The sequence below is a fragment of the Plantibacter sp. ME-Dv--P-095 genome (assembly GCF_030209365.1).
In the GTDB taxonomy this organism is placed as follows: Bacteria; Actinomycetota; Actinomycetes; order Actinomycetales; family Microbacteriaceae; genus Plantibacter.
In genome coordinates this window covers 274,722-289,176 of sequence record NZ_JARVSB010000007.1, presented here as the reverse complement: position 1 = coordinate 289,176, position 14,455 = coordinate 274,722, and the positions used below count along the sequence as shown (strand labels likewise).

At 69.3% G+C, this 14,455-nt stretch carries 12 protein-coding genes; 3 read left to right on the top strand and 9 right to left on the bottom strand.

The window, feature by feature from the left end; all coding sequences use genetic code 11:
• Positions 1–8: 8 nt before the first annotated feature.
• Positions 9–1,172: an ADP-forming succinate--CoA ligase subunit beta gene (gene sucC / locus QRN26_RS11315; protein ID WP_056778683.1), complete on the bottom strand. Its 1,164-nt coding sequence runs from the start codon at positions 1,170–1,172 to the stop codon at positions 9–11.
• 160 nt (positions 1,173–1,332) lie between these two features.
• Between sucC and QRN26_RS11310 the strand changes: the two genes are divergently transcribed.
• Positions 1,333–2,133 carry an oxygenase MpaB family protein gene (locus QRN26_RS11310; protein ID WP_285036802.1) on the top strand — a complete coding sequence of 267 codons (801 nt, stop codon included), beginning with the start codon at positions 1,333–1,335 and terminating at the stop codon, positions 2,131–2,133.
• Positions 2,134–2,228: 95 nt separating this feature from the next.
• Positions 2,229–3,806 (top strand): hypothetical protein, encoded by a 1,578-nt coding sequence (locus tag QRN26_RS11305; RefSeq protein ID WP_285036801.1) that lies wholly within the window; start codon positions 2,229–2,231, stop codon positions 3,804–3,806.
• Here QRN26_RS11305 and QRN26_RS11300 read toward each other — a convergent pair.
• The 3 genes from QRN26_RS11300 to QRN26_RS11290 all read right to left on the bottom strand — a co-directional run bounded on the left by QRN26_RS11300 (position 3,733) and on the right by QRN26_RS11290 (position 8,374).
• Positions 3,733–4,737: an SseB family protein gene (locus QRN26_RS11300; protein WP_285036798.1), complete on the bottom strand. Its 1,005-nt coding sequence runs from the start codon at positions 4,735–4,737 to the stop codon at positions 3,733–3,735. The genes QRN26_RS11305 and QRN26_RS11300 overlap by 74 nt on opposite strands.
• 73 nt (positions 4,738–4,810) lie before the next feature.
• The gene (locus tag QRN26_RS11295; protein ID WP_285036795.1) at positions 4,811–7,279 is read right to left on the bottom strand and encodes an ATP-dependent helicase; all 2,469 of its coding nucleotides are present in this window, start codon (positions 7,277–7,279) and stop codon (positions 4,811–4,813) included.
• A 57-nt stretch (positions 7,280–7,336) separates the two neighbouring features.
• Positions 7,337–8,374 carry a glycerophosphodiester phosphodiesterase family protein gene (locus QRN26_RS11290; RefSeq protein ID WP_285037040.1) on the bottom strand — a complete coding sequence of 346 codons (1,038 nt, stop codon included), beginning with the start codon at positions 8,372–8,374 and terminating at the stop codon, positions 7,337–7,339.
• Positions 8,375–8,568: 194 nt separating this feature from the next.
• Here QRN26_RS11290 and QRN26_RS11285 point away from each other — a divergent pair, with 194 nt between their 5' ends.
• Positions 8,569–9,426 carry a Bax inhibitor-1/YccA family protein gene (locus QRN26_RS11285; protein ID WP_056008012.1) on the top strand — a complete coding sequence of 286 codons (858 nt, stop codon included), beginning with the start codon at positions 8,569–8,571 and terminating at the stop codon, positions 9,424–9,426.
• 121 nt (positions 9,427–9,547) lie between these two features.
• Here the strand turns inward: QRN26_RS11285 and guaA are convergent, their stop codons facing one another.
• The 5 genes from guaA to QRN26_RS11260 form a co-directional block, all read right to left on the bottom strand.
• A complete protein-coding gene (guaA, locus tag QRN26_RS11280; RefSeq protein ID WP_285036793.1) occupies positions 9,548–11,149 on the bottom strand; it encodes a glutamine-hydrolyzing GMP synthase in 1,602 nt (533 codons plus the stop codon).
• Positions 11,146–11,589, bottom strand: a complete 444-nt coding sequence (locus tag QRN26_RS11275) for a DUF3817 domain-containing protein (protein WP_056778703.1) — start codon at positions 11,587–11,589, stop codon at positions 11,146–11,148. Before QRN26_RS11275 ends, guaA begins: the two co-directional genes overlap by 4 nt.
• Before the next feature lie 38 nt (positions 11,590–11,627).
• Positions 11,628–12,404, bottom strand: a complete 777-nt coding sequence (locus tag QRN26_RS11270; RefSeq protein ID WP_082456062.1) for an SURF1 family protein — start codon at positions 12,402–12,404, stop codon at positions 11,628–11,630.
• A 64-nt stretch (positions 12,405–12,468) separates the two neighbouring features.
• The gene (locus QRN26_RS11265; RefSeq protein WP_056778708.1) at positions 12,469–13,854 is read right to left on the bottom strand and encodes a cation:proton antiporter; all 1,386 of its coding nucleotides are present in this window, start codon (positions 13,852–13,854) and stop codon (positions 12,469–12,471) included.
• Positions 13,855–13,856: 2 nt separating this feature from the next.
• The gene (locus tag QRN26_RS11260) at positions 13,857–14,384 is read right to left on the bottom strand and encodes a cation:proton antiporter regulatory subunit (protein ID WP_056008027.1); all 528 of its coding nucleotides are present in this window, start codon (positions 14,382–14,384) and stop codon (positions 13,857–13,859) included.
• Between the last annotated feature and the right edge of the window lie 71 nt (positions 14,385–14,455).

Below are 14,455 nucleotides of genomic sequence, written 5' to 3'. Positions count from 1 at the left end.
GCGATCCCTTACTTCGAAGCCAGCTCGGCGGCCTTGTCGGCGCCTTCGTCCATGGTTGCGGCGAGCGTGATGAGCGGGTGGGCGGCTGCGCGGAGGATCTCGCGGCCTTCCTCGACCTTGTTGCCGTCGAGGCGGACCACGAGCGGCTTGGTCGCGGTGTCGCCGAGGATCTCGAGCGCCTTCACGATGCCGTTCGCGACCGCGTCGCACGCGGTGATGCCACCGAACACGTTCACGAACACGCTCTTGACCTGCGCGTCACCGAGGATGACGTCGAGGCCGGCGGCCATGACCTCGGCCGATGCTCCACCGCCGATGTCGAGGAAGTTGGCCGGCTTCACGCCGCCGTGCTGCTCGCCCGCGTAGGCGACGACGTCGAGCGTGGACATGACGAGGCCCGCACCGTTGCCGATGATGCCGACCTCACCGTCGAGCTTGACGTAGTTGAGGTCGTTCTCCTTGGCCTTGAGTTCCAGGGGGTCCTCGGCGGCGGTGTCCTCGAGGGCGGCGTGGTTCGGGTGACGGAACGCGGCGTTCTCGTCGAGCGACACCTTGCCGTCGAGGGCGACGATGCGGCCCTCTTCCGTGAGGACGAGCGGGTTGACCTCGACGAGCGTCGCGTCCTCACCCTTGTAGACGTCGTAGAGCTTCACGAAGACGTCGGAGACCTGGTCGACGAGCTCCTCGGGGAAGTTCGCGGCCTTCGCGATCGCGACCGCCGCAGCCTTGTCGACGCCCGTCAGCGGGTCGACCTCGATGCGCGCGAGCGCCTCGGGCTTCTCGACCGCGAGCTGCTCGATCTCCATGCCACCCTCGACGCTCGTGAGCGACAGGTAGGAGCGGTTGGCGCGGTCGAGCAGCACGGAGAAGTAGAACTCCTGCGCGATCCGCGCACCGGCTGCGACCATGACGCGCTTGACGACGTGGCCCTTGATGTCGAGACCGAGGATGGCCTTGGCCGCCTCGTACGCCTCGTCGGGGGTCTTGGCGACCTTGACGCCGCCGGCCTTGCCGCGGCCTCCGACCTTCACCTGCGCCTTGACGACGACGACGCCGCCGAGACGCTCGGCCGCTGCCCGCACCTCGTCCGGGGTGTCGGCGATGATGCCGGCGAGGACCGGAACCTCGTACTGTTCGAACAGGTCTCGTGCCTGATACTCGTAAAGATCCACGTGTCATTCCCATCCGCGCTTCGCGCGTTCTGCTGTGATTGTCGTGGCGATTTTCGGCCGCGCGTTATCTCGGCGGCGAGAGAAAAAGGGCCAGTGACGACTCTACCCCCAGCGCTCGTCCGCAGCCGGACGTTCACCGTGAACGACTAGGGTCGGTTCCATGACCGGGATGGCGGACCTGGCGCGCGAGGGCATCCTCGTCGCCGGTGCGGGCCGCGCCATCCTGTTGCAGATCGCCGATCCGGCGGTCGCCGCCGGGGTGGCGCGTCACAGCGACTTCGACGCACGTCCCCTCGACCGGCTGCACGCGACACTCACCTTCGTCTACGCGCTCGCGCTCGGGACCCCCGAGGAGCAGCGCCTCGTCGCACGTCGCGTGAACCGCGCACATGCGCCGGTCCGGTCGTCGGAGGACGACCCGGCACCCGCCTACTCGGCCTTCGACGCCGACGCACAACTCTGGGTGGCGGCCACGCTGTACGACACCGCGGTCCAGGTGTACGAGCTCGTCTTCGGCCCGCTCGACGACGGATCACGCGAGCGGTTGCACCGTGAGTACGCGATCGTCGGGACGAGCCTGCAGCTCCCCGCCGAGCGGTGGCCGGCCACCCGCGCGGCCTTCGACGAGTACTTCCAGGCACGGCTCGCGGACCTCCACGTGACCCCCGAGGCCCGCGCCGTGTCCGTCCAGCTCTTGACCGCTCGGGCGGCACCTCCCCTGGTGCGCGCACTGCTCCCGCTCGTCCGCCTCGTCACGGCCGGGCTCCTGCCGCCCATGCTCCGAACCGCCTACGGCTTCCGCTGGACCCCGGTCCAGCAGCGCCGGTTCGACCGGAGGTTGCGGGTCGCCAGGCTCGTCTGGCCCCGCTTGCCGAGGTGGGCCAGGGCGGCTCCCTCGACCTGGTACCTCCGGACGATGCGAGCGCGTGAACAGGCCGAGCTGGCCGTCGCCTCCCGCTGACGCAGACTGCTCCACAGGACGCACCCGAACGCGTCGTTTCCACATCCGGCGCCCGGTCGACGATGCTGGGCCCGGCCGTTTCCCACCATGGGCACATGACAACTCCTGCCCTCCCCCTCCGAACCCGTCTGCCCCGCAGACCCCGCACCCGACTCCTGCTGGCCGTCCCGATCCTCCTCACGATGCTGCTGGCGATCGTGTTCGGCGGCGCGACCGCTGCCTCGGCTCTCGCCGCGACCGGCGCCGCCTACGGCCATCGAGCGGCCTCGGACGGCCGTTGGCTCGGATCCTGGGCGTTCGACGACGGTACGGTCGGGTTCTGCATCAACCTCGATCTTCCGATCCCCCCTGGCCACAGCTACGAATACGTCGACGGGGACTCGCTCGGCTGGTTCAAGCCCGAGGACGCCGCTCGCCTCGCCTACCTGTCCCGACACTGGGGAGCGAGCCAGAGCGCCGACGAGGCGGCTGCCGGCCAACTCGCCACCTGGATGATCACCGGTATGAACGGCTACACGCCGGCGCAGATCGCCTCCCGGGCCGGCGCGAGCGCCGAGTACGTGCTGGCGCTCGCGCACCGGATGCTGGCCGAGGCGGACGGCCCGGGCGGCGCGAGTCGCGGTGCGAGCGCCGAGCTGTACCTCGATCGTGGCGCGGACGGCTTCGACGTGGTGCGTTCCGAGCTGGCCGTCGACTTCGTCTCGTCCGGGACGACCACCCTGCCGCCGGGGACCCACACCGGGACGATCACGCTCGACGGCGCCACCTTCGAGGACGGCACCTCGGTCAAGACCGTCGGGAACGGTGAAGGCCACCGGATCGTGCCGAGCACCGACTCGGCCGTCGTCTCCTTCTCGGCGACCGTCGGCTACGGCGAACTGCCCTACGGCAACGGCATGACCATCGCCCGCAGCGCCGACCACGTGCAGAGCGTCCTCGTCGCTCGTCCGATCACCGTCACCGCCGAGGCGAGCGCGGACCGCGAGCGGACCACGCCCCTGCCGTTCCAGCCGGTCGTCGTCACGACCACCTCGCACGCCACCGCCGCACCCGGAACCGAGATCGTCGACCACCTGTCGGTCGGGATCGCGACGGACGCCGGGCTCTCCTCGGAGTGGGGCGTCTTCGGTCCGGAGGGTGGGCCCTACGCGCCCATCCCGGTGACCGTCCGGAGCCAGCTGCTCGGGCCGTTCGGCGAGCAGCCGGTCGAAGCACCCGAGGCGCCGCTCGGCGCTCCCCTCGTCTGTGAGGTGGAGACCGTCGTCGACGCGGGCCCCGGCGACTACACCACGCCGTCCTGCATCGTCCCCGAGGACGGCTACTACGTCTGGGTCGAACGGATCGAACCGACCGACACGGCTCCGGAGCAGGGTGGCGCCATGATCCGCCCCTGGCGGTCGGCGTTCGGTGTCGCCGCCGAGACCACGCGGGTCGTCTCACCGCCCGTCTCGGAGATCACCGAGCACCGTCTCGCCGAGACCGGCACCGACCACCGGTCGCTCATCCTCGCCGCGACGGTGGCCACGCTCGCCCTCGGCCTCGGCGGCGCGCTCGTCGCACTCCGGCGCCGTTCGACGCCGGCCCGGACCGCCGGTGACGTCAGCGGACGTCGAGGAGCGGCGCGAGCTGAGCGCGGTCGACGTCCAGCCACGGTGCAGCCGGGTTCACGATGATCCCGGTGATGCCTTCGTCGCTGCGGAGCGCTGCTGCGAGTTCCGCGGCCGTGACGGGGTACGCGTCGTCGCCTCGTCCGAGCGCCGCGATCTCGATCGGCGCGGTGAAGACCTCGAGGAGCCGGCGGTCGCCGAGCCTGGTCTCGGCGATGCCGATCGTCTTGCGGTTGCCGTCCTCGTCGACCTCCGCTCGTCCGGCGACGAAGCCGCCGTGCGCGGCGAGCGCCGCGACCAGTCGCTGGAGGGCGTCGGCGTCGCGAGGCTGGGCGAGCGCCTGCTTCGCCGGGTCGTTGTTGCGGCCGTCCCCGAACAGGCGCACGATGAGCGTCTTCGGGACGACGGCGCTCGCCTTGCCGTCGGCCGGGTTCAGGACGATCCCGGCGTACCCTTCGCCGGACGCCTGACGCAGCGCCCACACCGCGTCCACCGCGACCCCGGTCACGGGCCCGTCTGCCGTCCGCGTCTTCTCGAGCTCACGAGCAGAGGTGAAGGCGAGGAGGTACACGGCGCCCTCGGCGTCGCGGTGGACGCCGAGGGGGACACGGCCCGCGGCCTTGTCCTCCTCCGAGACACCGTCGAGGCTCGTGGAGAGCAGCAGCTTGCCCTGGATGCTCTGCCGCAGCACGTGCATCATGGCGCGCTCGTCGCCACCCTCCGCCAAGGCGGTGAGCGCCTGGGCCAGGTCCACGTTCGTGTCCGGTTCGCCGGCGGGGGGCGTCGGAGCGGGGGCCGCGGCCGGAGTGGCCGGCACCGACACGGGCGCCTCCGGGGTCCGAGCGGCGGAGTTGACCGTCGTCACCGAGATGGAGACGTGCGGAACGGCTTCCGGGGCCTCGGCTTCGGGAGCCGCCTCGCCCTCAGGAGCCGAGGTCTCGGCTTCCGCAGCTGCGGATCGGGCATCGGACGCGTTGCGCTTGGAGAACAGACCCATGGTGCATCAGCCTAGAGGCTCCATCCCGCCCGCGGAACCCGAACGGGAGGGAGGACGGAGGGCACCGCCGTGCTCACTCCACCTTCTCGATGGGGGCGATCTTGATCAGCAGCTTCTTCGCCCCGGCCGACTCGAACTGTACGTGGGCGATGCGCTTCGCGCCCTCCCCCGTGACCGCGTTCACGCGCCCCACGCCGAAGTCCGCGTGGGAGATCCGGTCGCCGGGGACGAGTTCGAGGTCGCCGTTGTCGCGGACCTTCGCCGTGATGCGGTTCGCCCAGGCCGTCTCCGGCTTGCTCGACCCGCCGGAGAACCGGGTGTCGCCGGCGGACGCCCCCTCAGGCAGGGACCGGACCGACCAGCGGTCGCTCGACGGGGCGCGGCGCGCATTGAGCGCGCGCGACTGCGTTCCACCGCGGCCGTTGACGTTGCCTGGCGACTGCCGCCACTCGATGAGGTCGGCCGGGATCTCCTGGAGGTAGCGACTGGGCATCGCGACGGCGGTCTCGCCGTATTGCGCCCTGGTCATCGCGAGCGACAGGTAGAGACGCTTTCTGGCGCGGGTGATGCCGACGTAGAACAGACGACGCTCCTCCGCCGGGCCGCCGGGTTCACTCGCCGACATCCGGTGCGGGAGCAGGTCCTCCTCGATGCCGGTCAGGAAGACCGCGTCGTACTCCAACCCCTTCGCCGTGTGGAGCGTCATGAGGGAGACGCTTCCGGTCGCGTCGTCGAGGTCGTCGGCGGCGGCGACGAGCGAGACCTCGGTGAGGAAGTCCACGATGCCGCCGTCCGGGTTGTTCTTCGCGAACTCCTTGGTGACGGCGACGAGCTCGTCGACGTTCTCGGCACGTGCCTCGTCCTGCGGATCGCGGCTGTTGCGCAGGGAGTCGAGGTAGCCGCTCTTCGTCATGAGGAGGGCCAGGACGTCGCCGACGGCGGTCGCCGACGCGGTGGGGCGGTCGGCCGCCGCGGCGTCGTCGAGCGCGGCCTGCGCCTCGTCGAGCAGCGCGGACAGCTGCAGGATCGCGCTCGTGACCTTCGGGCCGAGCCCGAGCGCGTCGGCGCGCCGCATCGCCTCGCGGAAGGTGACGCCGTTGTTCTCGGCGAAGCTCGCGAGTGCCGTCTCCGTCGCCGGACCGATGCCGCGCTTCGGGGTGTTGAGGATGCGCCGCAGCGCCATGATGTCGGCGGGGTTCGCGACGGACACGAGGTACGCCAGTGCGTCCTTGATCTCTGCTCGTTCGTAGAACTTGGTGCCACCCATGATCCGGTAGGGCAGCGCCGCCCGGATGAAGATCTCCTCGAGCGCACGGGTCTGGGCGTTGGTGCGGTAGAAGACCGCGATGTCGCTGTACGCCGTGCCGCCGTTCCGGAGCTTCTCGATCTCGTCGGCGATGAACTGCGCCTCGTCGTGCCCGGAGTAGCCGGTGAACCCGACGATCTTCTCGCCGTCGCCCACGGCCGTCCACAGCTTCTTGTCCTTGCGGTCGAAGTTGTTGGAGATGACCGCGTTCGCCGCCGAGAGGATGTTCTGGGTGGAGCGGTAGTTCTGCTCGAGGAGGACGACCTTCGCTCCCGGGAAGTCCCGCTCGAACTCGGTGATGTTCCGGATGTCCGCGCCGCGGAACGCGTAGATGGACTGGTCCGAGTCGCCGACGACCGTGAGCGAGGCGCCGTCCGCCTGCGCGATGGCCAGGTGGTCCGAGCCGGCGGCGGGTGCACGGGTGAGTTCGCGGATGAGCGAGTACTGGGCGTGGTTCGTGTCCTGGTACTCGTCGACGAGGATGTGTCGGAACCGCTGCTGGTACTGCGCGGCGACGTGCGGGAACGCCCGGAACAGGAACACGGTCTGGCTGATGAGGTCGTCGAAGTCGAAGGCGTTCGCGTCGGCGAGCGCCCGGGTGTACTTGCGGAAGATCTGCAGGAACACGAGTTCCTGCGGATCGTTCGTGTTGATCGTGCGCGAGTACGACTCGACGTCGGAGAGCTCGTTCTTCAGCTTCGAGATCTTGGCCGAGGTGTTCGACGGTGTGAACCCGTAGGCGTCGGCCTCGAGCTCCTTGATGATGCGCTTCAGCAGGGCGCGCTGATCGCCGCTGTCGTAGATCGTGAAGTTCTTCGTGAACCCGAAGTGTTCCGCCTCCCGACGGAGGATGCGGACGCAGGCGGAGTGGAAGGTCGAGATCCACATCCCCTGGGCGGCCTGGCCGACGAGCGCCTCGACGCGCTCACGCATCTCGGCTGCGGCCTTGTTCGTGAAGGTGATGGCCAGGATCTGGCTGGGCCAGGCCTCGCGCTGCTCCAGCAGCAGGGCGATCCGTCGCGTGAGCACGCTCGTCTTGCCGGAGCCGGCGCCGGCGACGATGAGCAGCGCCTGCCCCCGGTACTCGACGGCGATCCGCTGCTGCGGATTGAGTCCGTCGAGGAGACGACTCCCGGCGGCATGCTCGTCTGAGGGCGTCCCGGGGATGGACGCTGTGGGCCAGTCGACGATCACCGGTTGGACGGCGTCGGCGTTCGAAGAAGGAGTGCTCGCCATATCGCCTGCAAGTCTAGGCGCTGCCTCCGACATCGGCCCGCCCCGGACGCCGGGGCGTCAGTGCTCCCGCCGAGGAGGGAGGGCCGAGCGGGCGGCCACACCGAGGTCGGCGTGGTCGACGAAGACCCCGTCGACGCCCGTCGAGAGCACCAGGGCGAACTCCGCCCGCCAGTCGCCGAAGGCGGCCGGGTCCTCCCCCGAGCGGAACGGCGGCGCGAGGAAGCGGTTCTCCGGTCGGAGCGTCCAGGTGTAGACCCGGAGGCCGGCCGCGTGTGCGCGCTGCACGAGATCGGTCGGGCAGGGGCCGCCGGCCGCGTCCAGATCGATCAGCAGTGCCTTGTCGACGCTGATGGCGTCGACCTCGCCCGCGAGCGTCGCGAGCCCGGCGTCGGTCATGGCGTCGGCGTACGTGGGAGCGGCCTCCCCCAGTCGCGCCACCAGATCGCTCGGCCTGCCGGACCGTTCGAGGAGGTAGACGAACTCCGCTCGCACGTCACGCCGCTGCACGGCCGTGAGCACGGACTGCTCGAACGATTCGACGATGAGCGGTTCGGCGGCGGCGTCCGCGCCGAAGCCGGTCGTGTCGAGCGCATCGGCGAGCAACCGGTCGAGTGGCAGCCCGACGGACGCGAAATGGGTCGCGTGCTTCACCTCCGCGACGATCCCGAGCGGGCGCCCGTGCTCTCGGGCGGCGTCGCGGACGATGGCGACGAGATCGGTGAACCGGAGGATGGGCGACGTCCCGTCGTGGTCGGCACTGCCAGGACGCAGCGCGGGGATGCGCTCCCGGGCGGTCAGCGTCGACAGTTCGGCCCAGGTGAAGTCCTCCGTGAACCACCCGGTCAGCTGATCGCCGTCGATGGTCTTCGTGGTCCGCCGATCGGCGAAGTCCGGCCTCGAAGCGACGTCCGTCGTCCCCGAGATCTCGTTCTCGTGGCGCACCACGAGCACGCCGTCCTTCGACGCGACGAGGTCGGGTTCGACGGCGTCGGCGCCCAGGGCGAAGGCGAGTCGGTAGGACGCCTCGGTGTGCTCCGGGCGATACCCCGGCGCTCCACGGTGTCCGATCACGAGCGGGCTGGGCAAGGAGTCGATGCGCACGCGATCAGCCTAGGGCGAGGATCAGGCGGCCTGGCCGGGTGCCGGCTGTCAGCTGGCGGCGAACATCCGTCGGCGTCCAGACCTTTCCAGGCCCGATCCGGCTGTTTCAAAGGGAACTCGGATACTCTGGGTGCCAGCAGCGCCGCTTGGCGCGACACAGCCTCCACGACTGAGAGTAGGAATCAGCCATGGCCCTCGACAATCCCGCGTTCTCGAAGAACCCGGCATTCGCGAAGCAGGGAGGCGGGACGCTGCAGGCAGCTCAAGCAGCGAACCCCTCGCTGACCGCCGAACAGCTCCAGAAGATGTACGAACAGCCCACCGCACCGGCGGGCGTCGGCACCGCCGACCGCATGACGATCGAGAACACGCTCGTCAAGACCCTCGGCTCGTTCGCCGTCCTCGTCGTGTTCGCCGTCATCTCCTGGATGTGGACGACCTCGCTCCTGCAGGCAGGCAGCGGCTACGCCCTCCCCATGATCATCGGCATGATCGGCGGCCTCGGCCTCGGTCTCGTCAACTCCTTCAAGAAGGAGCCGGTCCCCGCGCTCATCCTCGGGTACGCGGTCTTCCAGGGACTCTTCGTCGGTGGCATCTCGCGCGTCTTCGAGGCGAACCCGGCCTGGTCCGGCGTCGTCGTCCAGGCGGTCCTCGCGACCCTCGCCGTCGTCGGCGTGACCCTCGCCCTCTTCGCGAGCGGCAAGGTCCGCGCCTCGAAGAAGCTCACGAAGGTGTTCCTCGTCGCCATCATCGGCTACGGCGTCTTCCAGCTCCTCAACCTGGTGCTGATGTTCACCGGTGTCCTCAACAACCCCTTCGGGCTGTACGGTGCGACGATCTTCGGCATCCCGCTCGGGATCGTCATCGGCATCTTCGCGGTGCTGATGGGTGCGTACTCGCTCGTGCTCGACTTCGACTTCATCCAGCGCGGCGTGCAGAACCGCGCACCCGCCAAGTACGGCTGGACCGGCGCCTTCGGCATCATGGTCACGGTCATCTGGATCTACGTCGAGATCCTGCGCCTGCTCGCCATCTCGCGCAACTAGCAGCCCGGTTCCACCGAAGGCCCGTCCCATCCGTGGGGCGGGCCTTCGTCGTGCCACCGGGCCGCCAGACGACGGAAGGCCGCCCCGAGACGGGACGGCCTTCCGGTGGATCAGGGAGTGATCACTCCCACTCGATGGTCCCCGGCGGCTTCGACGTGACGTCGAGCACGACGCGGTTCACGTCCTTTACCTCGTTGGTGATGCGGTTGCTGATGCGCGCGAGGACGTCGTATGGCAGGCGCGTCCAGTCGGCGGTCATCGCGTCTTCCGAGGACACCGGGCGGAGGACGATGGGGTGGCCATAGGTGCGACCGTCGCCCTGGACGCCCACGGACCGGACGTCTGCGAGGAGGACGACGGGGCACTGCCAGATCTCCTGGTCGAGGCCGGCCGCGGTGAGTTCCTCGCGGGCGATCGCGTCGGCGTCGCGGAGGAGGTCGAGGCGCTCGGCCGTGACCTCACCGACGATGCGGATGCCGAGCCCCGGGCCGGGGAACGGCTGACGACCGACGATCGCCTCGGGCAGTCCCAGCTCGCGGCCGATCGCGCGCACCTCGTCCTTGAACAGGGTGCGGAGGGGCTCGACGAGCTCGAACTGCAGGTCTTCCGGCAAGCCGCCGACGTTGTGGTGGCTCTTGATGTTGGCCGTTCCCGACCCGCCACCGGACTCGACCACGTCCGGGTACAGCGTGCCCTGCACGAGGAAGCGGATGGGCTCCCCTTCGTCCTGGGCCTCCTTGACGAGGTCGATCTCCGCCTGTTCGAAGGAACGGATGAACTCGCGACCGATGATCTTGCGCTTCTGCTCCGGGTCGCTCACCCCGGCGAGTGCCGACAGGAACTGCTCGCGGGCGTCGACCGTGACCAGTCGGACGCCGGTCGAGGCGACGAAGTCCTCCTCGACCTGGCGACGCTCGTCCTTGCGGAGGAGTCCGTGGTCGACGAAGATGCAGACGAGCTGGTCGCCGACGGCCTCGTGCACGAGCGCAGCGGCGACCGCGGAGTCGACACCGCCGGACAGCCCGCAGATGACCTTGGCGTCGCCGACCTGCGCACGGATGCGCTCGACCTGCTCGGCGATCACGTTACCGCTGTTCCAGTCGGCGGGGATGCCCGCCGCCCGGTGCAGGAAGTTCTCGAGCACCTGCTGCCCGTAGGCGGAGTGCTTGACCTCCGGGTGCCACTGGACCCCGTAGAGCCCGCGCTCGGCGTTGGCGAACGCCGCGACCGGGGTCGAGGCGGTCGAGGCGAGGACCTCGAAGCCCTCCGGCGCCTTCGAGACGGAGTCGCCGTGGCTCATCCACACGTTCTGCTCAATCGGGACGCCGTGCAGCAGCGTGCCCGGGACGTCCACGACGCTCGTCGCGTCGGTGGCGCCGTACTCGCGGAGACCGGTGTGCGCGACCTCGCCACCGAGCTGCTTGGCCATGACCTGGAAGCCGTAGCAGATGCCGAAGGTGGGGACACCGAGCTCGAGGATGCCCTCGTCGAGCGACGGAGCACCCGGCTCGTAGACGCTCGACGGGCCACCGGACAGCACGATGCCGACAGGGTTCTTGGCGGCCACCTCGGCAGCGCTCACGGTGTGCGGCACGATCTCGGAGTACACGCCGGCCTCGCGGACGCGTCGGGCGATCAGCTGGGCGTACTGTGCGCCGAAGTCGACGACCAGGACTGGTCGGGCGGCGGTCTGCTCCGCGACGGCGGGGGTCGGTTCACTCACTGCATGGACTCCACGGGTTCGGCGGCCGCCGCTGCTTCGCGACCGGAGAGGTAGCCCTTCACTTCCCGCGGGATGCGGCTCTCGAAGAAGAAGGACAGGAACGGGATGATGCCGCCGAGCGCGAGCCAGAGCAGACGCAGGACGTTCCACCGCATAAGGCTCCAGAGCCGGAACGCGGCGAACAGGTACACGACGTAGAACCAGCCGTGGATGATGAGGATGCCCGTGCTCAGGTTGACCGCGGTGGCGGTCCCGGACGGGACGAAGGCGAGGAAGCCGTAGGCGCCACCGAGCTCGAGCTCGAGGCCGAACGCGTACTTCATCAGCATCTCGGCGCAGAGCGACAGCAGCAGCACGCCGGTGATCGGCGCGGCCACCTGGTAGAACTTCAGCGCGCCTCGGATCGCGGGAAACGTCGACGGTTTCGGCTGGAGGGGCATGCCCTCCATCTTAGCCGCGGCCATCGGGGCTCCGGACATCACGCGGTGGGCTGCGACGCCTGTTCCTCGGCGTCCTCGAGCTCCTCGATCTCGCGCTCCCAGGCGTCCTTGGCGAGGCGGTACCAGAGGAAGACGGCGAAGCAGGCGAACACGACCCACTCGGCCGCGTAGAAGATGTTCAGCCAGTTGAGCTGGATCTCCTGGCTGGGCGCCGGCGACGAGATGGTCTCGAGTCCGTCGGCGGCGTCGTCGTCCACCAGGAACGCGGTGAACACCCGCAGGCCGTCCGCATCGGACCACCGGTTCAGCAGGGCCGCGACCGACATGTTGTCGAGATCGGTCGGCGCCGCGTCCGACGCGGGCTCCTCCGGTCCCTCCGGCGGGTTCAACCGCCCCTCGAGTTCGACGACACCGCTCGGAGCGTCGGCATTGAGTGCGTCCGCGACCCGGTCGGCGACCTGTCGGTCCTTCGTCCAGCCGACCGCAACCGCGAGGCCCGCCGCATCCGGCCGATCGGTCGCAAGGTGCCCGGTGACCCAGTAGCCGAGCACGCCGTCGTTCACGCGGTCGCCGACGACGAGGTAGTCCCCCGGCACCCAGGTGCCCGTCACGCTGATCCGCTGTCCGGCGTCGACCTCTCGGATCCCGACCCCGGGCTCGAGGACGTCCGCGAGCGGCCGGACCGATTCGGTCTCGCTCGGGACGACCTGTCCCGATTCGATGGCACGGGCCAGCTGCCACTGGCCGAGGGCCGCGAACGCGCCGGCGACGGCCAGGCAGAGGACGAGCACGCCGATCCACCGAGGACGCAGCATGACGGAGCGGAGCGTCGGACGGGCCTGACCGTGGTCGGTCGGCACTGGTGCCGACGGGGCGGGGCTAGTAATCGGGCTCTCGCTTTCGTGCTGGTGGTTCCTGGTCGTTCATCGCCTGTTCGACGAGTCGGTCGATGGCCGCCTGATCGGTGTCGGGAGCGCTGTCGTCCGGGTCGTCGGCCGTCCCCGCGACGAGGGCGATCGCCTCGTCCTCCGTGCGGTCGGGGCCGTCGGGGTGGTCGACGCGCTTCGGCTTGCGGCGACGCGGCCTGAGGATGAACGCGCCGATCTGCTCGGAGCGGCCGGCCACGATGGGACCCATCACCGCCATGATCAGCACATAGAGCCCGGCGAAGGGCTGGATGAGGGGGTTCAACCCGGCACTCAGGGACAGGGTCGCGAGGATGAGCGCGAACTCTCCTCGGTTCTGGAGGATCACCGCCGCGTTGATGCCCGCCTGTGGTCCGAGACCGTTCAGCCAGGCGACGAACTGCCCGGCGATCACGTTGAGCACCACCGTCATCAGGACGGCGAGCAGCACCGGGACGAGGACGCTGCCGAACTTCGTCGCGTCGAGCGCGAGACCGAAGTTCAGGAAGAAGAAGGCACCGAAGACGTCGCGGAGCGGGATCGCGATCTGCTCGATCTTGTTGCGGAATCGGGTCGCGCCGAGCACCAGACCGATGAGGAAGGCGCCGATCGCGTCGGTGACCCCGAGGATCTCGCCGATGCCGCCGAAGGCCACCGCGAGGCCGAAGAACAGAATGGTGAAGAGCTCGTCGTCCTTGGTGCGGAACAACCGCGAGACGAAGCGACCGCCAAACCTGGCGATCGTGAACATCACGAGGATGAACGTGAACGCGATCGCGAGCTTGCCGATGACCGGCCACACCTCCGTCTCGCCGCTCAGGACCACGCCGACGATCGCGAGGTAGATGGCGATGAAGATGTCCTCGACGACGGTGACGCCGAGGATCATCGGTGTCTCGTCGTTCGTCAGTCGCTTGAGCTCGATGAGCAGCTTCGTGACGATGGCACTGGAGCTGGTGGCGGTGATCCCGGCGATGATGAGCGCTTCACGGGTCCCCCACCCGACGAGGAACCCGAAGACGAGGCCGGCGGCCATGTTGACGAGGATGTACGACCCGCCGGACACGATCAGCTTCCCGGCGTTGCCGAAGAACTCGTCCTGGTCGAACTCCAGACCGAGGTTGAACAGCAGCAGGACCAGGCCGAACACCGCGATCAGTTCGATCTGCGCGCTCGCGAAGTCCAACGGGAACCAGCCCGTGTACGGACTCGCGAGGAGCCCGACGAGCATGTAGACGGGGATCGACGGGAGCCCGATGAGCTTGCCGAGACGGCCGAGGATGTAGGCGATGACGAACAGGACGCCGAGGATGAGGAGATCCTGGCCGAGGTGGGGGTTGTCGGTCGCGGCGTGCAGCATCCCTACCCTCCGGGCGGGGCGTCGACGGCGACCTTCTTGACGGCGCCGGAACGGAAGTAGGCGAAGGCCTTGGCGACCTTCTCCGGGCTACCGGCCACGACGAGGGTGTCGCCCGGGAACACCCGGAAGTCGGCCGCGGGGGCCGGGTTCGCAGAATCGCCTCGGACGACGGCCACGACCGTGAGGCCGACCATGCCCTTCTCAGCGGGGTTGCCGAGCGGCTGTCCGGCGATGTGGTCTTCGTAGTCGACCGTGAACCAGTCGATGCTGAGCCCGGGGATCTGGTCGAGTGCGCTCAGCGATTCGGTGATCTGCGTGCCGCCGAGCAGCTCCGCCAGGGTGTGCGCCTCGTCTTCGTTGAGCCGGAGCGACACCTTGCCGGCGTCTGCGCCGTCCTCGTGGTCGGCGAAGGTGATGAGGTCGCTGTGGCCGGATCGGTGGGCGATGACCCCGACCTTGCCGCCGTCGTCCGTGACGAAGGTGTGCAGCACACCGACCCCGGGAAGTTTGACCCGCCGAACATCCACCATGGCTGTACTCCTCAGGCTTGTTGTGGCAGTCCTCCTAGTCTATCCGCCACGCCTGCGTCGCTCGCCCGAGG